Here is a 20,554-nt window from a genome sequence, read left to right on the forward strand (position 1 = left end):
GGTTGCTCCTGTTCGGCGGGGCCGAGCACGGGTAGTGACTTCGCTCAAGAGTGGGCTGGCGCGGCAGTGGGATGATCGCCTGCGTAGCGCTGCAAAGGCGGCCCGGCAGCCGGGCAAGCAGCCGCGCCATTCGCAAAGGAGGGAGCCGCGTGTTCAGACCGGGACAACTGGAGTACCACAGCCTTTCCGCTTCCGGGAAACCGGGTTATCACCTGCAGCTCGACTACCGTGTCGAGGGCACGCCGGAGGCGCCGCAGTGGGCGTGTTTTCACCTGCGCTTCGAGGCCGGAGCAACTCTGGTGGACGAGCAGTTTCGAATGCACCGCGATGTTGCCTGCAACTTCCTGCAGCGCGTCCGTCAGTGCCTGCGTCGCCACGGTGTGCCGGTGGACGCCGATATCCTCTTCGGTCTGCACGGCATCTACGACCCGCTGTTCGAGGATCTGCGCCGGCAGCTGTGCTATCGGCCGGGCGAGGCCGTCGATCTCGATCGATTTCTTCGCGAAGGCTGAGCGGCGTTAGTGGCTTGCGCGGTCAGTTGGTCAAGGCAAGTTCGGATGGACATGGCTCCGAGAAGGCGCTGCGACGCGTCATAGCGGGGCTATGGCAAGGAGCAGCAACACAGTATCGGGGCCATGGGCGCCGGAGTCGACCAACTGACCTTACCAACCAGGCCACTAGTTACGGTCGGCGATCACGCCGATGAGGAAGAAGATCAGCAGCAGCACCGGCGCCAGGCTGTAGTTGTTCAGGTGGGCCAGCCCCTGGGTCATCCACGGGGTGAGGAAGACGATCGCCAGGCCATAGCCCACCGCGCAGACCAGTACGAAGATCAGCGTGCGGAAAAAGAAGTTCAGGCTGCTGACGGCGCCCTTTACCCAGGTATTGATTGCCGGGCCGAACAGTACGAAGAGCGTGGCCATCAGCGCCAGGGAGATATCCGACAGGTGGCTGCGGCTCCAGCGCGACAGCGTGACGATCAGGTCGAGTAGCAAATCCATGCGGTGTCCTTAAGGCAGGAAGCTCTGTAGCAGGTCGTTGAGAAACAGCTGGCCCTTCGGCGTCGCCACCAGGCGCGCTGGGTCAGCCGAGAGCAGGCCGCGCGCTTTGGCGTCGCGCCGTGGCTTGGCGAGCACATCCAGCGGCAGTCCGGTGCGCTGAGTGAACAGCATGGCCGGTACGCCGTCGGTGAGGCGCAGCACATTCATCAGGAATTCGAAGGGCAATTCATCCGCTGCCAGCAGCTTTTCGCCTGCGCGGAAGGCCTTGGCCGGATCGAGGTAGTCCTTCGGCAGGCGGGTCTTCCAGCTGCGCAGGATGCGTCCGTCGGCGTGGCTGAGCTTGGCATGGGCGCCGGCACCGATGCCGAGGAAATCGCCGAAGGTCCAGTAGTTCAGGTTGTGCCGCGCCTGCCGCCCGGGCTGGGCGTAGGCGGAGGTCTCGTACTGGCGATAGCCGTGCTCGGCGAGCAGCGTCTGGCCGGCTTCCTGGATGTCCCAGAGGATATCGTCTTCGGGCAGCTGCGGCGGCTGGCTCCAGAACACCGTGTTTGGCTCCAGGGTCAGCTGGTACCAGGACAGATGCGTCGGTTGCTGGGCGATGGCGATGCGCAGGTCGCTCAACGCATCCTCCAGGCTCTGGTCCGGCAGGCCGTGCATGAGGTCGAGGTTGAAATTGTCGAAGCCGGCGGCGCGAGCCATGTCGGCGGCGCGAATCGCTTCGTCGCCGTCGTGAATGCGCCCGAGCGCCTTGAGCTTGTCGGCCTGGAAGCTCTGCACGCCAATGGACAGCCGGTTGATGCCTAGCTGGCGGTAGTCGCGGAACTTGGCCTGTTCGAACGTCCCCGGATTGGCTTCCAGTGTGATCTCGATGTCCTCGGAAAAGCCGACCAGCCGTTCCAGTCCGTCGACGATCGCCGCCAGTGCCTTGGCAGAAAACAGGCTTGGCGTACCGCCGCCGAAGAAGATCGAACTCAGGCGGCGGTCCCCGACGTGCTCAAGATCCGCGCGAAGATCGGCCAGCAGCGCGGCGACATAGGCGTCTTCGGGCAGTTCGGGTCCGGCCGCGTGGGAATTGAAGTCGCAGTACGGGCATTTGCGCACGCACCAGGGAATATGTACGTACGCCGCCAGCGGGGGCAATTCGAAGCCTGCCGTTGTCGGCGCGCCGTGGTTGCCTTCGCTGGCGCTTAGCGGGGCTGAGTCTGCCGCTTTCATATCCCCAGCCGCTGCTTGAGCAGGGCCATGGCGCGTGCACGGTGGCTGAGCTGGTTCTTCTGCGCTGCAGGCAGCTCGGCGCTGGAGCAGTCGCATTCCGGCACCCAGAACAGCGGGTCGTAGCCGAAGCCATGCTCGCCGCGTGCTGCATGCAGGATGCGGCCGTGCCAGAGGCCTTCGCAGATGATCGGCAGTGGATCGTCGGCGTGGCGCACCAGCGCCAGGGCACAGACGAACTGCGCGCCGCGTTCGGCATCCGGAACCTCACGCAGGACGTCCAGCAGCTTGGCATTGTTGGCGGCATCGCCCTGGCCATCGGCGTAGCGCGCCGAGTAGATGCCCGGTGCCCCGCCGAGGGCGTCGACGGCCAGGCCGGAGTCGTCGGCGAGCGCCGGTAGACCGGATATCCGCGCGGCGTTGCGCGCCTTGAGAATGGCGTTCTCGACGAAGGAAAGACCGGTTTCCTCCGGCTCGACGGTGCTGAACTCGGCCACCGAGCGCACGCGAACCGCGTCACCGAGCATGGCCTGGAGCTCCTTGAGTTTGCCGGCGTTGTGGCTGGCCAGTACCAGTTCGGAAAAAGGCATCATCGGTCGGGGAAGAATTCCTGGTTGAACTCGAAGCTGAACGGCTCGGCGCCGGTCGGCTGAACGGTGAGGGCGAAACGCAGGGTTTCCTGCGAGTCGAAGGGGAACTGCGCGAGGTAATAGATCGCCTCGTCACCTTCCTTGAGCTGCTTGAAGCCCAGCGGGCGATCCTGCCCGAGCAGGTTCTTCACTACGCCGCTGACCTGCGCCGCGACCGGTTTGCCGTCCTTGATCACCGAGACGTTGACTACGCCCTGGGTCTTGCTGCGCGTGAGTCCGGCGGCGGCGGCAATGCCCGGCTGCAGGAAGCCCGAATTGAAGGCGCTGTAGTGGACGTCGTATTCGCCGACGCTGTGTTTGCGCTCGGCCAGCGCCGGCAATGTGAGCAGTGCGGCCAACAGACCGATCAGGATGCGTTTCATGTGCTTACCTCCAGCGTTGAAGCCGCTCAGCGGGATGGCCCGGTGACGCGGTAGATGCCGATTTCACCCAGCAGATTCGGCCATATGCGACTGGCCCAGCCATGCCGATGATCGCGGTCGACTGCCAGGCGTTCGAGTACCCTGGCACCGCTTTCCTGGCACAGCCGCTCGAAATCCTCGAACGTGCAGAAGTGAATGTTCGGCGTGTTGTACCAAGTGTAGGGTAGGAACTCCGACACCGGCATGCGGCCTTTGCTCGCAAGGTACCAACGGCAGCGCCAATGGCCGAAGTTGGGGAAGGTGATGATGCACTGGCGGCCGACGCGCAGCATTTCCTTCATCAGCTGGTCGGGGTAATGCACGGCCTGCAGCGCCTGGGTCATCACCACCATGTCGAAGCTGTCGCTGGCGAAGTTGCCCAGGCCCAGGTCGAGGTTCTGCTCGATGACGTTGACGCCCTTGTCGATGCAGGCGGCGATGTTGTCCGGGTCGATTTCCAGGCCGTAGCCGCTGACCTGCTTGTGATCGCGCAGCCAGGCCAGCAGCTCGCCATTGCCGCAGCCGAGGTCGAGAACTCGGCTGCCGGCCGGAATCCACTCTTGGATGATGTCCAGATCGGCGCGCATCTTCGTTCCTTATACGGCTATGCGGTTCATGTAACCGCGGAAGGCTTGCAGGTAGCGGGGATTGGGGATCAGGAAGGCGTCGTGGCCCTGCGGCGCATCGATCTCCAGGTAGCAGACATCCTTGCGCGCAGCGAGCAGGGCGTCGACGATTTCCCGCGAGCGCTCCGGCGAAAAGCGCCAGTCGGTGGTGAAGGACATCACGCAGAAGCGCGCCTGGGCGCCCTCGAAGGTCTTGGCCAGATCGTCGTTGTGGGCCGCCGCCGGGTCGAAGTAGTCCAGCGCCTTGGTCATCAGCAGGTAGGTATTGGCGTCGAAACGCCCGGAAAACTCCTCGCCCTGATAGCGCAGGTAGCTTTCGACCTGGAATTCCACGCTGTTGAAGTCGTAATTGAGCTTCTCGCTCTTAAGTCCGCGACCGAACTTGGTGCCCATGGCGTCATCGGACAGGTAGGTGATGTGGCCGACCATGCGCGCCAGCATCAGGCCGCGCTTGGGAATCACGCCCATCTCCTGGAAATGGCCGCCGTGGAATTCCGGGTCGGACAGGATGGCCTGGCGCGCGACTTCGTTGAAGGCGATGTTCTGTGCCGACAGCCTGGGCGCCGAGGCGATGGCCAGGCAGTGGCGGACTCGCTCAGGGTAGCTGATGGTCCATTGCAAGGCCTGCATGCCGCCCAGGCTGCCGCCTATCACCGCTGCCCATTGGGCGATGCCAAGGCGGTCGGCCAGAAGTGCCTGACTGTGCACCCAGTCTTCCACTGTCACCACTGGGAAGTCTGCACCGTAGGGCTTGCCGCTGGCCGGGTTGGTGCTGCTCGGGCCGGTCGAACCGTTGCAGCCGCCCAGGTTGTTCAGGCTGACGACGAAGAAATGATCGGTATCGATGGCCTTGCCCGGGCCTATGCAGGAATCCCACCAGCCGGGTTTGCGGTCGTCCATGCTGTGGTAGCCGGCGGCATGATGGTGGCCAGAGAGTGCATGGCAGATGAGCACGGCATTGCTGCGCGCGGCATTCAGCTCGCCATAGGTTTCATAGATCAGCTGGTAATCGGCCAGCGTACGGCCGCAGGCGAGTGTCAGTGGTTCGGCAAAATGCGCGACCTGCGGACTCACCAGGCCAACGGAATCGGCGGGAATTGCAGTGGGCATCGACCCTGGCTCTTGCTTGAAGAAGGCGGCAAAGTCTAAAGGTATGCGCGTTGCAATTCATCCTGAAATGCAACGGCGAGCGGGGCTCTCGCCATTTCCTCGCGGGCTGCGACGAAATGGCGACAGCTTTAGCTGATCTGCGCGCTGGTCAGGCTGACCACCTTGCCCTGCCGCCGCAGCGGCGCCGGTCGGCGCAGCGCGCGGAGCATTTCCGCGGCCTGTGCCAGTTGCAGCTCCAGTTCGCCGCTGTAGCGCGTCAGCAATTGTCCGCGCTGGCTGTTCTGCTGGCTCTCCCTGGCCAGACTCTTCAACTGCAGGATGTGGGTTTCCAGCTGTTGCTTGTGTTCCAGGGAAAACTGCAGCAGCGGCGTCAGCGCATCGCCAGCCCACTGTTCGGCTTCCTGGCGCAGCCGCTGGTGCATGCCGATGACCTCCTGCACCAGGGTAGAGAAGAAGCGTCTGGTGAGTGTTCGCTGCTCGGTGAGCAGGGTCTTCAACTGCAGGCGGAACTGATCGGCCTTGCCCTGCAGGCTGCGCAGCTCGCGCTGATAAGGCAGCAACTGGAACAACGGCGGGTCGATACCCTGTAGGGGGTTTTCTTCGCTGTGCCGCCGGTAGATCGCCGAAACCATCTTGTTGGCCCTTTCCGCCTCCTGCTCGAGGATGCCCAGGTCCTGTTCCACCGAGCGGAAGAAGTGCAGGATCGCCAGGTTGATGCCCAGCGTGGTCAGGCTGCCGGTCAGACTGCGTCGCAACCGGGTCAGGTGCTCCTCGAGGCGTTCGGCCCGTATTGCCGTGCGCAGCAGCTCACCCTGGCGTTGCAGCAGGCGCTGATTGGTCTTCAGGTCGAGCAGGCGCTTGTGGTGGCGGTTGTGATCCTGCCGCGTGCGCGCGGTGAGTTCGAGCAGCATCTGCCCGCTGCCTTCCTGATGACTGGCCAGCACATCGCGCTGCTCGATGACCTTTTCCAGGCGCAGCTTGAGGGCATGCTGACTGTTCTGCAGCAGCGCCATCACCTGCTGCACCACCTGGTCTTCGAGCAGGCGTTCCTTCTGCGTGAGGATGCGCTGGCTGAGCAACTCTTCCAGCCGTGCCAGCTGGCTGCGTTCGAGCAGCGCCTGGTCACCGCGAATCTTCGCCATCAGCGCCTGTTTGGCCGACAGCGGCAGGACGTCGGCGCAATCAATGCCCAGCTGTTGCGCGGTGGTGTCACGGATATCCTCGATGGCCTTCTGTACGAAGGTCTCGCCGGCAACATCGTCCCAGAGCACGTCGATCTTGTTCAGTACGGCGAACAGGCTGTTCTGCGTATCTTCGTCGAGCTGGCGGATGTGCTGCTGCCAAATCTGCATGTCACTGGCGGTGACCCCGGTGTCGGCAGAGAGCAGGAACACGATTGCCTGGGCATTGGGCAGCATCGACAGGGTCAGTTCCGGCTCGCTGCCCAGCGCGTTCAGCCCGGGCGTATCGAGAATGCGCAAGCCCTGACGCAACAGCGGGTGGTCGAAGTTGACCACGGCGTGGCGCCAGGCCGGGACCAGTACGGTATCGCCACTGCTGCTGCTTTCCAGGCCGGCTGGGTCAAAGCCCAGCTGAATCGCCTGTTCCACCGGCATGGCCTTGGTCAACGCGACCTGGGCAAAGGCTTCGGCCATGCTTTCCGGGTCATGCGGGTCGAGCGGGAGATTGAGCCAGAGTCGCGGTGTGCGCTTGAGCTGCGCGATGCTGGTGTCTTCCAGGCGCGACTCAATGGGCAGCAGGCGGATGTAGGAGCGTTCCGAACGCGGATCGAACAGCAGTTCGGTGGGGCACATGGTGGTGCGGCCAGCCCGTGAAGGCAGGATGCGCTGACCGTAGTTGGAGAAGAACAGGCTATTGATCAGCTCGGTTTTGCCGCGCGAATACTCGCCGACGAAAGCCAGGGTGATGTGATCGGTGCGCAACACCCGCAGCGCTCGTTCCAGGCGCGCCTCGACGCCCTCGCTGGAAAGCCGGTTATGCGCCAGCCAGCTGCGGTAGCGGGTGATCTCACGAATGAGGTCACGCTTCCAGGTGACGTAGGCGTCCACTTGTCGATCGAGACGTTCCATGCTCATCCAGCTCCCGGAGGTGTGATTCGGCGAATTATCGGACCCGCCGTTACAAGGTCAATTCAATCGAAGCCTGACGTGACCGAGCGGCCTTGCTGGCGGCATGGGCGGTCATGGGCGGCTCGGTTCGAGTCGATGTCCTCGTTCACACCCCGCAGCAAAGTACGAGGCAGGATGGAAAAAGCCGAGAAGTTGAAGTCTACGTGCAGCCATGCGGCATTCCGAGGCGCTTTTGGCTCCTCGGTGCCGCTTTGGCAGCAAAGCATGAACGGCGTCTCAGATGAGCATGCGCAGGATGTTCGGCATGTGGGTCATGGTGGCCAGGTTGTTGACTACCAGCATGTCCAGCAGCTTGATCGCCAGGAAGGCGAAGATCGGCGAGATATCCAGCCCGCCGAGGTTCGGCAGCAGGCGGCGGAACGGCGCCAGGACCGGCTCGCAGAGTTGGCTGACCAGCTGTGCGCCCGGGTTGTGGCTGCCCGGCGCGACCCAGGACAGGATCACGCTGATGATCAGCGCCCAGAAAAAGATGTTGAGGAACAGCCCAGTGATGCCGATCAGCGCCCAGACCAGCAACAGCAAGGGATTGCCGATGGTGCCGTAGGCGATCAGCAGGATCAGCGCCATCAGCACCATCTGCACGATCAGCGCGAGGATCAGCGAAGAAATATCCAGCGTGCCCATGCTCGGAATGATGCGGCGCATCGGCCGCAAAAGTGGATGGGTTGCCTTGACGATGAATTGGCTGAGCGGGTTGTAGAAGTCGGCGCGTACCAGCTGCAGGATGAAGCGCAGCAACACGATCAGCAGATAGAGGCTGCCCAGCGTCTGGATGACGAGGATCAGGGCTTGCGAGAGTTGGGACATGAATGCTCCTTAGAGGCTGTTGTTTCGTCGCGAACGAAGCGTCAACAGACCTATTGACCCAGTTGTTCGGCCAGTTCGGCCGAGCGTTGTGCGGCCGCGTTCAACGCCTGCTGCACCAGTTGCTCGAAGCCGCCCGCCTGGAAGGCTTTGATCGCCGCTTCGGTGGTTCCGTTCGGCGAGGTGACGCGACGCCGCAGTTCGGCGGCATCGACGTCGCTTTCGCAAGCCATGCGAGCTGCGCCCAGCGCGGTCTGCATGGTCAGTTGCGCGGCGGTCTCGCGGGGCAGGCCGAGCTGCTGTCCGGCAGCCGTCATCGCTTCGATCAGCAGGAAGAAATAGGCAGGACCGCTACCGGAAACGGCGGTTACCGCATCGATCAGGTGCTCTTCTTCGAGCCATAGCGCGATACCGACGGCCGACAGCAGTTGCTCGGCCTGCTGCTTCTGCGTGTCGCTGACCTGGGCATTGGCGAACAGGCCGCTGACGCCCTGGCGCAGCAAGGCCGGCGTGTTGGGCATGCAACGCACGATCGCCTGAGGGCGCGGGCCTAGCCAGCGCTGCAGGCTGTCGCAGCTGATGCCGGCGGCGATCGAGACGATCAGGGGGCCGTGGGCTAGATGAGGAGTCAGATCCTGACAGACCGCCTGCATGACCTGCGGCTTGACCGACAGCACCACCACGTCGGCGCCGGCCAGTGCATCGGCGTTCTGCGCGAACGTCTGGATGCCGTGCTCGGCGCTGATTTTCGCGCGCTGCTCGGCGCCTGGATCGCTGGCGCGAATGGCGTCCGCTGCGACGCCCTTGGCGCGCAGCCCGCCGATCAGACTGGCAGCCATGTTGCCGGCGCCGATGAAGGCGATGCGGGGTGAGGTCATAGCGATTCCTTTATTGAGGGCGTCCGTAGTCGCGGGCGCCGAACAGTGCGGTGCCGATGCGGACCCAGGTCGCGCCTTCGGCAATTGCCGCTTCGAGGTCCTGGCTCATGCCCATGGACAGCGTATCCAGTGTCAGTGGCAGTTCATCGCGTAATGCGCGCAGGCGGGCAAAGGCGGCGCGCTGCTCGGCGGGGTCTTCGCTCGGTGCGGGAATGCACATCAGTCCACGCAGGCGCAGACGCGGCATCGCGGCGACAGCCTGTGCCAGCTGCGGCAGTTCCTCTGGCGCGCAGCCGGATTTGCTCGCCTCACCGCTGACATTCACCTGCAGGCATATATTCAGCGGCGGCAGCTCGGCTGAGCGTTGATCGGACAGGCGCTGGGCGATCTTCAGGCGATCCACCGAGTGCACCCAGTCGAAGTCTTCGGCGATGGATTTGGTCTTGTTCGACTGGATCGGTCCGATGAAGTGCCAGGTCAGCGGCAGCTCGCTCAGCTCGGCCTGCTTATCCAGCGCTTCCTGCAGATAGTTCTCGCCGAAATCGCGCATGCCGGCTTCGGCGGCCTCGCGAATGGCGGCGGCCGGCTGGGTCTTGCTCACCGCCAGCAGGCCGACCGAAGCAGGGTCGCGTCCCACAGCTTGCGCCGCCTCACGGATGCGCGCTGCGACCTTTGCAATATTCTTCTCTATCGTGGACATTACTTGCGCCGCCGCCTTGGGTCTGCGCGGCATTCTACCTGCTTGCTTGTAATTGGGGAGTCCCATGGATATCACAGAACTGCTGGCCTTCAGCGCCAAGCAGGGTGCGTCGGATTTGCACCTTTCCGCCGGCCTGCCGCCGATGATCCGCGTCGATGGCGACGTGCGGCGAATCAACCTGCCGGCCATGGACCACAAGCAGGTGCATGCGCTGATCTACGACATCATGAACGACAAGCAACGCAAGGATTTCGAGGAATTCCTGGAAACCGACTTCTCGTTCGAAGTGCCGGGCGTGGCGCGTTTTCGCGTCAACGCGTTCAACCAGAATCGCGGTTCCGGCGCGGTGTTCCGGACCATTCCTTCCAAGGTGCTGACCATGGAAGACCTGGGGATGGGCGAGGTTTTCCGCAAGATCACCGATGTGCCGCGCGGGCTGGTACTGGTCACCGGACCGACCGGCTCGGGCAAGTCGACCACCCTGGCGGCGATGCTTGATTACCTGAACAACACCAAGTACCACCACATCCTTACCATCGAGGACCCCATCGAATTCGTTCACGAATCGAAGAAGTGCCTGGTCAACCAGCGCGAGGTCCATCGTGACACCCTGGGCTTCTCCGAGGCACTGCGTTCGGCATTGCGTGAAGACCCGGACATCATTCTCGTTGGCGAAATGCGCGACCTGGAAACCATCCGCCTGGCGCTGACCGCTGCGGAAACCGGTCACCTGGTGTTCGGCACCCTGCACACCACCTCCGCCGCCAAGACCATCGACCGCGTGGTCGACGTGTTCCCGGCCGAAGAAAAGTCCATGGTCCGCTCGATGCTCTCCGAATCGCTGCAGGCGGTGATCTCGCAGACCCTGCTGAAGAAGGTTGGCGGCGGCCGTGTCGCGGCCCACGAGATCATGATCGGTACGCCGGCGATCCGTAACCTGATTCGCGAGGACAAGGTGGCGCAGATGTATTCCTCGATCCAGACCGGCGGCTCGCTGGGCATGCAGACCCTCGACTCGTGCCTCAAGGGGCTGCTCGCCAAAGGGCTGATCTCGCGAGACAGCGCCAAGGAAAAGGCCAAGCAGCCAGAGAACTTCTAAACGCCTGACAACTACCGGGCGCCGCCTCATGCGGCGCTTGCCACGATTGCGAGTACGACGATGGAATTCGAGAAACTTCTGCGCCTGATGGTGGAAAAGGGCGGCTCCGATCTGTTCATCACGGCAGGCGTGCCGCCTTCGATGAAGGTCAACGGCAAGATCATGCCGGTCAGCAAGACGGCGATGTCGCCGGAAATGACCCGCGAGACCGTGCACGGCGTTATGAACGAGCAGCAGCGCCGCGAGTTCACCGAGAACCATGAGTGCAACTTCGCCATCAGCGCCCGCGGTATCGGCCGTTTCCGGGTCAGTGCGTTCTACCAGCGCAATCTCGCCGGCATGGTGCTGCGGCGTATCGAAACCAACATTCCGACCATCGAAGAACTCAAGCTGCCGGACGTCCTCAAGAAGCTGTCGATGACCAAGCGCGGGCTGGTGCTGTTCGTCGGGGCCACCGGTACCGGCAAGTCGACCTCGCTGGCTTCGATGATCGGCTACCGCAACAAGAATTCCAGCGGGCACATCATCTCCATCGAAGACCCGATCGAATTCATCCACCAGCATCAGAGCTGCATCGTCACCCAGCGCGAGGTCGGTATCGACACCAGCTCGTTCGAAGTGGCGCTGAAGAACACCTTGCGCCAGGCGCCGGACGTAATCCTCATCGGCGAGATCCGTACCCGTGAAACCATGGACTACGCCGTGGCCTTCGCCGAAACCGGTCACCTCTGCCTGGCGACCCTGCACGCCAACAACGCCAACCAGGCGCTGGACCGCATCATCAACTTCTTCCCGCCCGACCGTCACAACCAGGTGTGGATGGATCTGTCGCTCAACCTCAAGGCCATCGTCGCCCAGCAGCTGGTGCCGACGCCTGACGGCAAGGGGCGTCGTGCGGTAATCGAGGTGCTGATCAATACGCCGCTGGCGGCCGACCTGATCCGCAAGGGCGAGGTGCATGAGCTCAAGTCGCTGATGAAGCGCTCCACCGAGCTGGGCATGCAGACCTTCGACCAGGCGTTGTACAACCTCTATGTGCAGGGTGAAATCACCTACGAAGATGCGTTGCTGCACGCCGATTCGGCCAACGACCTGCGTCTGCTGATCAAGCTGGGATCGGAAACCGATGGCGAGCATCTGACCAGCGTGTCCCAAGGCCTAAGCCTTGAGGTCAGTGACGACGATCCAGGCCGCAGCTTCCGCTAGTCGGCCTGTTTTGCAACCCGGCCGATGCGCTTTCCGCTTCTCGCGGCGACGCGCTCGGCTTGGCCGTCACGCTGCGCACCGGCCCGCGCGCGGCTCATCAACTGCGGGATCAACATGCCTTCGGGTAGATTCTTCCAGAAACGCACCGGCAGGTTGCTCTCCAGTACGCCGCGGTTCAGCCGGGCCGGGTTGAACGTGCTTTCGTAATACGCCTTCCATAGCTCGTCGCCGGGGTCCGCTGCGTTCTGCGCCAGCTGCCGCCACTGTGGCGGGCAGGGGCGGATGTAGTACATGCCTTGGCCATCCCAGCAAACCCCTTCTTCCGGCGTCGCGATCAGCCAGCTGTTGCCGCCCATCCGTTCGGCGAAGTGTCCCGCCGCCCAGGGCAGTATGTCGTGCGCAGGCTCGAACCAGGCGACGTGCCGCGGTCCATCACTGGTCTGCAGTGGGCTGAAGCGAAGAAAGGCATGCAGATGATGGGCCTCACGACGGACTGCCTTGATGCGCCCATGCAGTTCGCTGCCATCGATGTCGCCGACCATTCGCGCACTCGAATCGCCCTGGTTGACCCGCCAGAGCACGCGATACAGCAGGCTCCAGCGCTGCTCGGTGCGATAGCGCGCGGCCATTTCGAGTTCGTCCAGCAGTTGTCGGGGGACGCGAATGCGCGGTCCGCCTTCCGTTGAAGGTGCCGGCGAGGGATCGTCGAATAGCCCTGTCGATTCATCGTCGCTGACCCAGTTCAGCTCATGTGGCGCGACGCGGCTCTGCAGTAGCGCGCGAGCCCGAACTCGCCACTCCTGGAAGCTTCCATCGAAACGCACCGTGACCATTACCAGAGCGCCAGTTGTGCGGGCGTGTCGCGCAGATGCTGGCGCAGCATGGCCGACTCCCGCCCTGCCAGGCTTGGCCGGTAATCCTGAGTGATGACGAAGGGTTTGGCTTTCTCGAGCGAGCAGCGCAGACGGGTCAGATCCTCGAAGCGGATGCGCTTCTGCCGGCGCAGATCCACCAGGCGTTTCGCGCTGAGCATGCCGATTCCGGGAATGCGGGCGATCATCGTCGGTTCGGCGCGGTTGAGGTCCACCGGAAACTGGTCGCGGTGCGCCAGCGCCCAGGCCAGCTTCGGATCGATATCCAGCGCGAGGTTGCCTGGCCCGCTGAGCAGTTCGTCGGCCTTGAAGCCGTAGCCACGCATGAGAAAGTCGGCCTGATACAGGCGATGCTCGCGCATCAGCGGTGGTGCCGCGAAAGGCACGGTGTTGGGGCTGTGCGGAATCGGGCTGAAGGCCGAGTAGTAGACCCGGCGCAGTCGATAGCTGCCGTACAACGATTGGGCGGTGTGCAATATGGTGCTGTCGTCGGTGTTGTCGGCGCCAACGATCATCTGCGTGCTCTGCCCGGCGGGTGCGAAGCGCGGCGCCCGCCGCTCGGCGCTAGCCTCGGTTTCGCCCTGGTGGATGGTGTGCATGGCCTGTTTGATGGTCACCACCTGCTTTTCCGGTGCCAAGCGGATCAGACTGGTTTCGGTCGGCAGTTCGATGTTCACGCTGAGCCGGTCGGCATAGCGGCCGGCTTCGGCGATCAGCAGCGGGTCGGCGTCGGGAATGGTCTTGAGGTGGATGTAGCCGCGAAACTCGTGCTCCTCACGCAGAAGCCTGGCGACCCGCACCAGCTGTTCCATGGTGTAGTCCGCCGAGCGGATGATGCCGGAGCTGAGGAACAGGCCGCTGATGCAGTTGCGCCGGTAGAAGTCGAGCGTCAGGCTGACCACTTCTTCCGGCGTGAAGCGCGCCCGCGGCACATCGCTGGAGCGGCGATTGACGCAGTATTGGCAGTCGTACAGGCAGAAGTTGGTCAGCAGGATCTTCAGCAGCGCCACGCAGCGCCCATCCGGCGTGAAGCTGTGACAGATGCCCATACCGTTGGTGGCGCCGAGTCCGCTCTTGCCCTTCGAGCTGCGCTTCGGTGCGCCGCTGCTGGCGCAGGAAACGTCGTACTTGGCCGCGTCGGCGAGCACGCTGAGTTTGTCGATCAATTGCATCATGGTGACCGTTATACTGTTTGCATATACAGTATCACGGTTGCGCATGGCGGCAAGGTCCGTCTGGCGGGGCGGTTCAGGCGCATTATCGGATAAGCTGGACGTCACTCATCAATCGCACATCGAGGTTCGGATGCAGCAGAACACCCATAGCACGCTGATCGGCTATCTCTTGTGGATATTCGGTTTTCTAGGCTCCCACCGCTTCTACTACGGCAAGCCCATCACCGGCACCATTTGGTTCTTTACCCTCGGCCTGTTCTTTGTCGGCTGGATCATCGACCTGTTTCTGATCCCATCGATGGATCGTGAAGCGGACCTGCGCTTCCAGCCGGGGCCCATCGACTACACGGTCGGCTGGATACTGCTGACCTTTCTCGGCGTATTCGGTGTACACCGCATGTATCAGGGTAAGTGGATCACAGGAATCCTTTACCTGTTCACTGGTGGCTTGTTCTTTATCGGTGTGCTTTACGACTTCTGGACGCTGAACTCGCAGATATCCGAGCGCAATCTGGCGCGGAGCTGAACGAGTAGGGCAGGAAACACTTTAGAAATCTGGCAGGCATGGACGGGTTGATGTCCAGCCTGCGCAGATATTTCGCATCAGCCTTCGAAGCTAAGGTGGCCGTCGACGATGGTGTAGCGCACCGCGCCCGGCAGGCAGTGGCCCATGAACGGGCAGTTACGACCTTTGGAATACCAGCGCTCGCCGACCAGGGTCGAACTGTGCTGATCGAACAGCACCAGGTCCGCAGGTTGGCCGGCTTGCAGGGTGCTGGTCGGCAGGCGTAGTGCTGCAGCGGGCCCGCTGGTCAGGCGCGCCAGCAGGGTTGGCAGGTCGAGCAAGCCGTCATCCACCAATGTCAGCGCCAGTGGCAGCAGAATTTCGGCACTGCTGATGCCCGGTTCGGTTTCGCCGAACGGGGCCAGTTTGGCATCGGCCTCGTGTGGCTGGTGATGACTGGAAATCGCCGAGATGACGCCCGCCTTCACCGCCTCACGCAGGCCAGCGCGATCCGCTGCGCTGCGCAGTGGCGGTTGCACGTGATACAGGCTGGAGAAACCGTGCAGCGCTTCATCGGTGAGGATCAGCTGATACATGGCCACGTCGGCCGTCACCGGCAGGCCGCGAGCCTGTGCCTGGGCAATCATTTCCGCGCCTCGGGCGCTGGTCAGTTGGGCGAAATGCGCGCGAACGCCGGAGCGCTCGACTAGCAGCAGATTGCGCGCCAGTGCCACGGTTTCGGCAGTCTCCGGAATCCCCGACAGGCCGAGGAAGCTGGCGGCGGCTCCTTCGTGAGCAAGCCCGCCTTCGGCCAGATCGTGGTCCTGGGAGTGGAAGATCACCGTCAGATCGAAGGTGGCGGCGTATTCCAGCGCACGGCGCAGGTTGCGATTGCTGGCAAATTCGGTAAGGCCGTTGCCGAACGCGACACACCCGGCTTCACGCAACGCGACCAGCTCGGAAAGCTGCTCGCCGGCCAGGTTGCGCGTTAGCGCGCCGATGGGGAACACCTTGGCATGGCCCGACTCACGGGCGCGATCGAGGATCAGTTCGGTCACCGCCGCGGTATCCAGCACCGGTCGCGTTTGCGGCGGGGAGCACAGGCTGGTGATGCCGCCAGCGGCGGCGGCCAGGGTCTCGCTGGCAATGCTGCCTTTGCGGCTGTAGCCGGGCTCGCGCAGGGCTACCGCAAGATCGACCAGGCCGGGTGCGGCGGTCAGACCCTGTGCGTCGATTGTCTGTTGTGCTTCGAAGCCGGCTGGCGCCTGGCCGATGGCGGCGATCTTGTTGTGCTGTAGGTAGATATCGGCGATTTCGTTGCGCCCGCTGACGGGGTCGATCACGTGTGCGCCGAGGATTCGGGTTGCCACCATCACTGCTGCTCCTCGGATGCGGATTCAGAATCGATCTGGCGCTGGGCCGCCTGGCCGCTCATCGCCATGGACAGCACGGCCATGCGAATGGCGATGCCATAGGTGACCTGATTGAGGATCACCGATTGCGGGCCGTCGGCCACCGCCGACTCGATCTCCACGCCGCGGTTGATCGGGCCCGGGTGCATGACTATGGCGTCGGGCTTGGCCAGTGCGAGACGCTGGGTGTTCAGACCGTAGAGTTTGTAGAACTCCCCTTCGCTGGGAAGCAGGCCGCCCTGCATGCGCTCGCGCTGCAGGCGCAGCATGATCACCACGTCGACATCGCGCAGCCCCTCGTTCATGTCGTTGAACACGCGCACACCGTACTGCTCGATGCCCTCAGGCAGCAGGGTTTTCGGTGCGATCACGCGGATGTCCGGGCAGCCCAGTGTCTTCAGCGCCAGCATGTTCGAGCGCGCTACCCGCGAATGCAGAATGTCACCAACGATGGCGACCGAGAGGTTCTCGAAGCTGCCCTTGTGGCGGCGGATGGTAAGCATGTCGAGCATGCCCTGGGTCGGGTGCGCATGGCGCCCGTCGCCGCCGTTGATCACCGCGACCTCCGGGCTGACGTGCTCGGCGATGAAGTGTGCGGCACCGGAGTCGGCATGGCGTACTACGAACATATCCGCGGCCATGGCTTCCAGGTTGCGCAGCGTATCGGTGAGGGTCTCGCCCTTGCTGGTGGAGGAGGTCGAGACGTTCAATGTGATGACGTCTGCCGACAACCGCTGCGCCGCCAGTTCGAAGGTCGTGCGGGTGCGCGTGGAGTTCTCGAAGAACACGTTGCAGACGGTTTTGCCGCGCAGCAGTGGAACCTTCTTCACCGCCCGTGCGCCGACTTCGAGGAATGAATCGGCAGTGTCCAGGATCTCGGTGAGCAACTCGCGCGGCAGGCCGTCGAGGGAGAGAAAATGGCGCAGCTGGCCTTGGTCGTTCAACTGTAGCGGGCGCTTGGCGTCGGTGGGCGTCATCGCAGGATCTCGGTTGGCGGGGCTGTGGGGCGGACTTGCCGGCTCGCTCAGGAGCCGCTGGTTTCCATCTGTTGTTCGAGGGCCAATGGCTCCGGTCCGATCAGCTTGATGCGCTGCTCGGGCGCCAGCGACAGGGTGGCGCCGACCACGTCCGGGCGAATCGGCAGCTCACGCGCGTTCAGGTCGAGCAGGCAGACCAGCGTTACGCTGGCAGGACGACCGTAGTCGAACAGTTCATTGAGCGCGGCGCGGATGGTGCGGCCGGTCATCAGCACGTCATCGATCAGCACCAGGTGCTGGCCTTCGATCTCGAAAGGCAGCTCCGACGGCTGCACCTGCGGGTGCAGGCCCTTCTGGGTGAAGTCGTCGCGATAGAAGGACACGTCGAGAATGCCGAGCGGTTCGTTCTGCGCGCGGGCTGCGAGCAGCGCCTGGGCCACCCAGACGCCGCCGGTACGGATACCGATGAAGCGCGGCTCCTGGATGTCACGATCAATCAGGTGCTGCTTCAGTGTGGCGACCATCTCGGGCAGCAGCTGTTCGGGATTGGGCAGAATCATGGGGTCTCCTTACAGGTCTGGATCAGGCGGCAGGGTGATCGCTCAGCCAGCCTTCCAGTAATAGGGCTGCGGCCAGGGCATCCACCGGGCGATCGCGATAGCTGCCGTGCTGGCCTTGGCGCAGACGCTCGCCTTTGGCTTCGAACGTGGTCAGGCGTTCGTCGTGAGTGTGCACCGGCAGGTTGAAGCGACCGTTGAGTCGGCGGGCGAACTTTTCCGCCCGAGCACTCATGTCGCTGGGCGTGCCGTCCATGTTCAGCGGCAGGCCGACGACCAGCGCATCGGGCTGCCATTCGCGCATCAGCGCCTCGATCTGTTGCCAGTCCGGCACGCCGTTCTGCGCCTTGAGTACGCAGAGTTCACGTGCTTGCCCGGTAATGACCTGGCCGACGGCGACGCCAATCTGCTTGGTGCCGTAGTCGAAGCCGAGCAGCAGTCGCGGCGCACTCATGCGTGGCCGACCTGGGTGCTGAGCAGGCGCAGGTCGACGCCGAGTGATGCTGCCGCGGCGTTCAGGCGTTGGTCATAAGGTAGGTCGAACAGGATTTCGGTATCCGCGGGGCAGCTGAGCCAGGCATTGTCGGCCAGTTCGGCTTCCAGCTGTCCCGCTTCCCAACCGGCGTAACCTAGGGCCACGAAGTGCCGAGCAGGCCCCTGGCCGTCCGCAATGGCGAACAGGACGTCCTGCGATGTGGACATGCCCAGCGGGCCGAGGGAGAGGGTGGCCTGGAATTGCTGGTCGGGCGAATGCAGAACGAAGCCGCGATCGGTCTGCACCGGGCCGCCGGAGAATATCGGCAGGCTCTGGCAGAGCGGGGGGATCGGCTCGTCCGGGCGCAGCTGCTCCAGCACATCAGCCAGGCTCAGCCCGCTCGGGCGATTGACGATCAGGCCCATGGCGCCTTCTGCGCCGTGTTCGATCAGGTAGATCAGCGTCTGGGCAAAGTTCGGATCGGCCATCTGCGGCATGGCGATCAGGAAGTGATGCTTGAGGTAGCTGGGCGCGGTGCTTTTCATGCGCGTTAGCTTAAGCGTTGCACCGCGTTCCGGCTACAGGTGCGACGGTTCGCCCGGCTGCCGATTTCAGCGACTCGAAAGCCTGTCGCCGCGCTCGAAACGCCAGGTGCGGATGATCTCCACCTGGTCGAACTTCTGCGCCAGTTCGCCGGTGAAGGGCGCAAAAGGCGCTGCCAGTCGCACGATGCGCAGCGCGGCATCGTCCAGCACCGGCTTGCCGGAGGACTCGATCACGCGCAGCTCCTGGATGGTGCCGTCGCGGTTGATGGTCACCAGCATGCGCAGGCTGCCGTAGATCTGCTGGCGGCGTGCCTCGTCGGGATAGTTGAGGTTGCCGATGCGCTCGACCTTCTTGCGCCATTCGTCGCGATACCAGGCGCTGATGTCGCGCATGGTGGCGGCGCTGTTCTGTCGGCTGACTCTGGGGCGCTTGGCATAGCGCTCGACCTCCTGCGCCAGCTCGGCTTCGAGGCTGGCGATCTCCGCGCTCAGTTGTGAGCTGTCGAATGCCGGCGCTGCTTGCGGCTCGGGCTGCGGTGGCGTCTGTTGCTTGACGTCGGCCTTTTCGCGCTGTGGGCTGCGAGTGGTGACGACGGTCTTCGCCGGTTCCGGCCGGGTGCTGCGAGGCGGTGCTGCCGGCGGGGTGACCTTGCGGACCTCGGTATCCTGGAACTGCGCTTGCTCGGTAGTTTTCGGCGTGGCCTTGTGCTCCAGCGTGCCGCTGCCCTGCTGATTGTCTTGGGCGAGGAAGTCCGCTTCCTTGGGCTTCTCTTCGCTTTTGAAGGTCGACAGGGTGATTTCCAGCGTCTTGCTGATCTGCTTCGGCTCGGAGAGGGTAAAGCCAAGCCCGAGAATCAAGGCCAGATGCAATGCGGTAGCCAGAAAAAGCGTAAAGCCGAGCCTGTCCGCCGGGCGGACTCGGGTGGTTTCAGGCACGGGATGGCGGATAGCGGCGTTCATCGCAGGTCGGGTCGGCTCGAAGTGCCGCGCAGTCTGCCGGCTTTGAGCTTGGAGTCGCAAGCTCCAAGCTCAAAGCTGTTAGCTGGTTCAACCTTGCAGCTTCGCCGCGATCGCGTCCATGAGCCGTTCGCCGATGCGGGTATCAAAGGCATTGTCGATTTCGCGGATGCAGGTCGGGCTGGTGATGTTGATTTCGGTGAGGTAGTCGCCGATCACATCCAGGCCGACAAACAGCAGGCCGCGCTTGCGTAGTTCCGGGCCGACGATCGCCGCAATCTCGCGGTCGCGATCCGAAAGCGGCTGTGCCACGCCGCGACCACCCGCGGCCAGATTGCCGCGCGTTTCGCCTGCGGCGGGGATTCGCGCCAGGCAATAGGGAATCGGCTCGCCATCGATCATCAGGATGCGCTTGTCGCCGTCCTTGATCGCGGGAATGTATCGCTGAGCCATGATCTGGCGGCTGCCGTGCTCGGTCAGAACCTCGAGAATAACCGACAGATTCGGGTCGCCCTCGCGATGACGAAAGATCGATGCACCGCCCATCTCGTCGAGGGGTTTGAGAATGATGTCACGGTGCTCGCGGGCGAACTCGCGGAGAATGTCCGAGCGCCGACTGACCAGTGTCGGCGGGGTGCATTGTGGAAACTGGGTGGCGAAGAACTTCTCATTGCAGTCGCGCAGGCTCTGCGGTCGATTGACCACCAGCGTTCCGGCCTTTTCCGCCAGTTCCAGCAGATAGGTTGCGTAGACATACTCGCTGTTGAAAGGCGGGTCCTTGCGCATGAGGATCACGTCCAGATCAGTCAGGGCCGCATCGACCTCCCCATCCTTCTCGAACCAATGTTGTGGGTCGTTGAATACCCGCAGCGGGCACATGCGCGCCCGGGCCTGATTGCCGAGCTGATATAGGTCGCGCTGCTCCATGTAGAACAGTGTCCAGCCTCGCGCCTGGGCAGCCAGCAGCATGGCCAGCGAGCTGTCCTTCTTGAAGGCGATCTGCGCGATAGGGTCCATGATGATCCCGACGCGAATGGTCATGGGGTGTTCTCCGGCAATGGGCGGCGAAGCGCCGCCAGTGGCTCAAAATGTCGCTGCAGATTGGCTGTGGTTGTGCACTGGGTCAAGGAAAATCCGGATGCTTTTCCGGTTGATAGCGTGTGCATGAGGAGTGTGCTAAAAAGGTCCGGCGATTGGGTGCAGCCCATCGGTGGCAGGGCCTCCGGCGCACTGACATAACGA

General features: G+C 63.3%; 23 protein-coding genes. 4 read left to right on the forward strand and 19 right to left on the reverse strand.

The annotated features are described in order from the left end of the window. The first annotated feature begins 149 nt into the window (after positions 1 to 149). Positions 150 to 512 (forward strand): DUF5064 family protein, encoded by a 363-nt coding sequence (locus CW305_RS20715; RefSeq protein ID WP_023446085.1) that lies wholly within the window; start codon positions 150 to 152, stop codon positions 510 to 512. 165 nt (positions 513 to 677) lie between these two features. On the opposite strand, the gene CW305_RS20720 is transcribed toward CW305_RS20715, so the two are convergent. The 10 genes from CW305_RS20720 to CW305_RS20765 form a co-directional block, all read right to left on the reverse strand. Further along, on the reverse strand, positions 678 to 1,001 hold the full coding sequence (locus CW305_RS20720; RefSeq protein ID WP_003303164.1) for a DUF3392 domain-containing protein: 324 nt from the start codon (positions 999 to 1,001) through the stop codon (positions 678 to 680). A gap of 9 nt (positions 1,002 to 1,010) precedes the next feature. Further along, positions 1,011 to 2,216 (reverse strand): radical SAM family heme chaperone HemW, encoded by a 1,206-nt coding sequence (gene hemW, locus CW305_RS20725; protein WP_104098839.1) that lies wholly within the window; start codon positions 2,214 to 2,216, stop codon positions 1,011 to 1,013. After that, positions 2,213 to 2,806, reverse strand: a complete 594-nt coding sequence (gene rdgB / locus CW305_RS20730; RefSeq protein ID WP_023446083.1) for an RdgB/HAM1 family non-canonical purine NTP pyrophosphatase — start codon at positions 2,804 to 2,806, stop codon at positions 2,213 to 2,215. The genes hemW and rdgB overlap by 4 nt, the downstream gene beginning before the upstream one ends. Next, the gene (locus CW305_RS20735) at positions 2,803 to 3,225 is read right to left on the reverse strand and encodes a DUF4426 domain-containing protein (protein ID WP_104098840.1); all 423 of its coding nucleotides are present in this window, start codon (positions 3,223 to 3,225) and stop codon (positions 2,803 to 2,805) included. The genes rdgB and CW305_RS20735 overlap by 4 nt, the downstream gene beginning before the upstream one ends. Before the next feature lie 26 nt (positions 3,226 to 3,251). Then, the gene (gene metW / locus CW305_RS20740) at positions 3,252 to 3,851 is read right to left on the reverse strand and encodes a methionine biosynthesis protein MetW (RefSeq protein WP_023446081.1); all 600 of its coding nucleotides are present in this window, start codon (positions 3,849 to 3,851) and stop codon (positions 3,252 to 3,254) included. 9 nt (positions 3,852 to 3,860) lie between these two features. Then, a complete protein-coding gene (gene metX / locus CW305_RS20745; RefSeq protein ID WP_014818742.1) occupies positions 3,861 to 5,000 on the reverse strand; it encodes a homoserine O-succinyltransferase MetX in 1,140 nt (379 codons plus the stop codon). A gap of 128 nt (positions 5,001 to 5,128) precedes the next feature. Further along, positions 5,129 to 7,096 (reverse strand): dynamin-like GTPase family protein, encoded by a 1,968-nt coding sequence (locus CW305_RS20750; RefSeq protein WP_104098841.1) that lies wholly within the window; start codon positions 7,094 to 7,096, stop codon positions 5,129 to 5,131. A 270-nt stretch (positions 7,097 to 7,366) separates the two neighbouring features. Further along, positions 7,367 to 7,957, reverse strand: a complete 591-nt coding sequence (locus CW305_RS20755; RefSeq protein WP_014818744.1) for a YggT family protein — start codon at positions 7,955 to 7,957, stop codon at positions 7,367 to 7,369. Between the two features lie 50 nt (positions 7,958 to 8,007). Next, a complete protein-coding gene (proC, locus tag CW305_RS20760; RefSeq protein WP_014818745.1) occupies positions 8,008 to 8,832 on the reverse strand; it encodes a pyrroline-5-carboxylate reductase in 825 nt (274 codons plus the stop codon). A 10-nt stretch (positions 8,833 to 8,842) separates the two neighbouring features. Next, positions 8,843 to 9,532, reverse strand: coding sequence for a YggS family pyridoxal phosphate-dependent enzyme (locus CW305_RS20765; RefSeq protein WP_104098842.1), 690 nt, complete (start codon positions 9,530 to 9,532; stop codon positions 8,843 to 8,845). A 64-nt stretch (positions 9,533 to 9,596) separates the two neighbouring features. Here CW305_RS20765 and pilT point away from each other — a divergent pair, with 64 nt between their 5' ends. Further along, positions 9,597 to 10,631: a type IV pilus twitching motility protein PilT gene (gene pilT, locus CW305_RS20770; RefSeq protein ID WP_003303153.1), complete on the forward strand. Its 1,035-nt coding sequence runs from the start codon at positions 9,597 to 9,599 to the stop codon at positions 10,629 to 10,631. A gap of 60 nt (positions 10,632 to 10,691) precedes the next feature. Then, the gene (locus CW305_RS20775) at positions 10,692 to 11,837 is read left to right on the forward strand and encodes a PilT/PilU family type 4a pilus ATPase (RefSeq protein ID WP_015275295.1); all 1,146 of its coding nucleotides are present in this window, start codon (positions 10,692 to 10,694) and stop codon (positions 11,835 to 11,837) included. Here CW305_RS20775 and CW305_RS20780 read toward each other — a convergent pair. Beyond that, a complete protein-coding gene (locus CW305_RS20780) occupies positions 11,834 to 12,670 on the reverse strand; it encodes a TIGR03915 family putative DNA repair protein (RefSeq protein WP_104098843.1) in 837 nt (278 codons plus the stop codon). The genes CW305_RS20775 and CW305_RS20780 overlap by 4 nt on opposite strands. Beyond that, positions 12,670 to 13,881, reverse strand: a complete 1,212-nt coding sequence (locus CW305_RS20785) for a putative DNA modification/repair radical SAM protein (protein ID WP_104099121.1) — start codon at positions 13,879 to 13,881, stop codon at positions 12,670 to 12,672. Before CW305_RS20785 ends, CW305_RS20780 begins: the two co-directional genes overlap by 1 nt. A gap of 133 nt (positions 13,882 to 14,014) precedes the next feature. Here CW305_RS20785 and CW305_RS20790 point away from each other — a divergent pair, with 133 nt between their 5' ends. Further along, positions 14,015 to 14,410 carry an NINE protein gene (locus CW305_RS20790; RefSeq protein ID WP_023446075.1) on the forward strand — a complete coding sequence of 132 codons (396 nt, stop codon included), beginning with the start codon at positions 14,015 to 14,017 and terminating at the stop codon, positions 14,408 to 14,410. Positions 14,411 to 14,487: 77 nt separating this feature from the next. On the opposite strand, the gene CW305_RS20795 is transcribed toward CW305_RS20790, so the two are convergent. The 7 genes from CW305_RS20795 to gshB all read right to left on the reverse strand — a co-directional run bounded on the left by CW305_RS20795 (position 14,488) and on the right by gshB (position 20,353). After that, positions 14,488 to 15,762 (reverse strand): dihydroorotase, encoded by a 1,275-nt coding sequence (locus tag CW305_RS20795; RefSeq protein WP_104098844.1) that lies wholly within the window; start codon positions 15,760 to 15,762, stop codon positions 14,488 to 14,490. After that, on the reverse strand, positions 15,762 to 16,778 hold the full coding sequence (locus CW305_RS20800) for an aspartate carbamoyltransferase catalytic subunit (protein ID WP_102832304.1): 1,017 nt from the start codon (positions 16,776 to 16,778) through the stop codon (positions 15,762 to 15,764). Before CW305_RS20800 ends, CW305_RS20795 begins: the two co-directional genes overlap by 1 nt. A gap of 47 nt (positions 16,779 to 16,825) precedes the next feature. Next, on the reverse strand, positions 16,826 to 17,338 hold the full coding sequence (pyrR, locus tag CW305_RS20805) for a bifunctional pyr operon transcriptional regulator/uracil phosphoribosyltransferase PyrR (RefSeq protein WP_023446072.1): 513 nt from the start codon (positions 17,336 to 17,338) through the stop codon (positions 16,826 to 16,828). 22 nt (positions 17,339 to 17,360) lie between these two features. Continuing rightward, complete coding sequence (gene ruvX, locus CW305_RS20810) at positions 17,361 to 17,789, reverse strand: Holliday junction resolvase RuvX (protein ID WP_102832303.1); 429 nt, start codon at positions 17,787 to 17,789, stop codon at positions 17,361 to 17,363. Further along, positions 17,786 to 18,355, reverse strand: a complete 570-nt coding sequence (locus CW305_RS20815; RefSeq protein ID WP_044315557.1) for a YqgE/AlgH family protein — start codon at positions 18,353 to 18,355, stop codon at positions 17,786 to 17,788. The genes ruvX and CW305_RS20815 overlap by 4 nt, the downstream gene beginning before the upstream one ends. Positions 18,356 to 18,421: 66 nt before the next feature. Beyond that, on the reverse strand, positions 18,422 to 19,315 hold the full coding sequence (locus CW305_RS20820; protein WP_031298040.1) for an energy transducer TonB: 894 nt from the start codon (positions 19,313 to 19,315) through the stop codon (positions 18,422 to 18,424). An 87-nt stretch (positions 19,316 to 19,402) separates the two neighbouring features. Beyond that, positions 19,403 to 20,353, reverse strand: coding sequence for a glutathione synthase (gene gshB, locus CW305_RS20825; RefSeq protein WP_102832301.1), 951 nt, complete (start codon positions 20,351 to 20,353; stop codon positions 19,403 to 19,405). Between the last annotated feature and the right edge of the window lie 201 nt (positions 20,354 to 20,554).

Origin of the sequence: Stutzerimonas kunmingensis (genome assembly GCF_002929225.1) — a bacterium.
Classification (GTDB): Bacteria; Pseudomonadota; Gammaproteobacteria; order Pseudomonadales; family Pseudomonadaceae; genus Stutzerimonas.

Coding starts and splice junctions, on each gene's coding strand:
- CW305_RS20720 (WP_003303164.1), bottom strand. CDS start 1,001: ATGGATTTGCTACTCGACCTGATCGTCACGCTGTCGCGCTGGAGCCGC.
- hemW (WP_104098839.1), bottom strand. CDS start 2,216: ATGAAAGCGGCAGACTCAGCCCCGCTAAGCGCCAGCGAAGGCAACCAC.
- rdgB (WP_023446083.1), bottom strand. CDS start 2,806: ATGATGCCTTTTTCCGAACTGGTACTGGCCAGCCACAACGCCGGCAAA.
- CW305_RS20735 (WP_104098840.1), bottom strand. CDS start 3,225: ATGAAACGCATCCTGATCGGTCTGTTGGCCGCACTGCTCACATTGCCG.
- metW (WP_023446081.1), bottom strand. CDS start 3,851: ATGCGCGCCGATCTGGACATCATCCAAGAGTGGATTCCGGCCGGCAGC.
- metX (WP_014818742.1), bottom strand. CDS start 5,000: ATGCCCACTGCAATTCCCGCCGATTCCGTTGGCCTGGTGAGTCCGCAG.
- CW305_RS20750 (WP_104098841.1), bottom strand. CDS start 7,096: ATGAGCATGGAACGTCTCGATCGACAAGTGGACGCCTACGTCACCTGG.
- CW305_RS20755 (WP_014818744.1), bottom strand. CDS start 7,957: ATGTCCCAACTCTCGCAAGCCCTGATCCTCGTCATCCAGACGCTGGGC.
- proC (WP_014818745.1), bottom strand. CDS start 8,832: ATGACCTCACCCCGCATCGCCTTCATCGGCGCCGGCAACATGGCTGCC.
- CW305_RS20765 (WP_104098842.1), bottom strand. CDS start 9,532: ATGTCCACGATAGAGAAGAATATTGCAAAGGTCGCAGCGCGCATCCGT.
- pilT (WP_003303153.1), top strand. CDS start 9,597: ATGGATATCACAGAACTGCTGGCCTTCAGCGCCAAGCAGGGTGCGTCG.
- CW305_RS20775 (WP_015275295.1), top strand. CDS start 10,692: ATGGAATTCGAGAAACTTCTGCGCCTGATGGTGGAAAAGGGCGGCTCC.
- CW305_RS20780 (WP_104098843.1), bottom strand. CDS start 12,670: ATGGTCACGGTGCGTTTCGATGGAAGCTTCCAGGAGTGGCGAGTTCGG.
- CW305_RS20785 (WP_104099121.1), bottom strand. CDS start 13,881: ATGCAATTGATCGACAAACTCAGCGTGCTCGCCGACGCGGCCAAGTAC.
- CW305_RS20790 (WP_023446075.1), top strand. CDS start 14,015: ATGCAGCAGAACACCCATAGCACGCTGATCGGCTATCTCTTGTGGATA.
- CW305_RS20795 (WP_104098844.1), bottom strand. CDS start 15,762: ATGGTGGCAACCCGAATCCTCGGCGCACACGTGATCGACCCCGTCAGC.
- CW305_RS20800 (WP_102832304.1), bottom strand. CDS start 16,778: ATGACGCCCACCGACGCCAAGCGCCCGCTACAGTTGAACGACCAAGGC.
- pyrR (WP_023446072.1), bottom strand. CDS start 17,338: ATGATTCTGCCCAATCCCGAACAGCTGCTGCCCGAGATGGTCGCCACA.
- ruvX (WP_102832303.1), bottom strand. CDS start 17,789: ATGAGTGCGCCGCGACTGCTGCTCGGCTTCGACTACGGCACCAAGCAG.
- CW305_RS20815 (WP_044315557.1), bottom strand. CDS start 18,355: ATGAAAAGCACCGCGCCCAGCTACCTCAAGCATCACTTCCTGATCGCC.
- CW305_RS20820 (WP_031298040.1), bottom strand. CDS start 19,315: ATGAACGCCGCTATCCGCCATCCCGTGCCTGAAACCACCCGAGTCCGC.
- gshB (WP_102832301.1), bottom strand. CDS start 20,353: ATGACCATTCGCGTCGGGATCATCATGGACCCTATCGCGCAGATCGCC.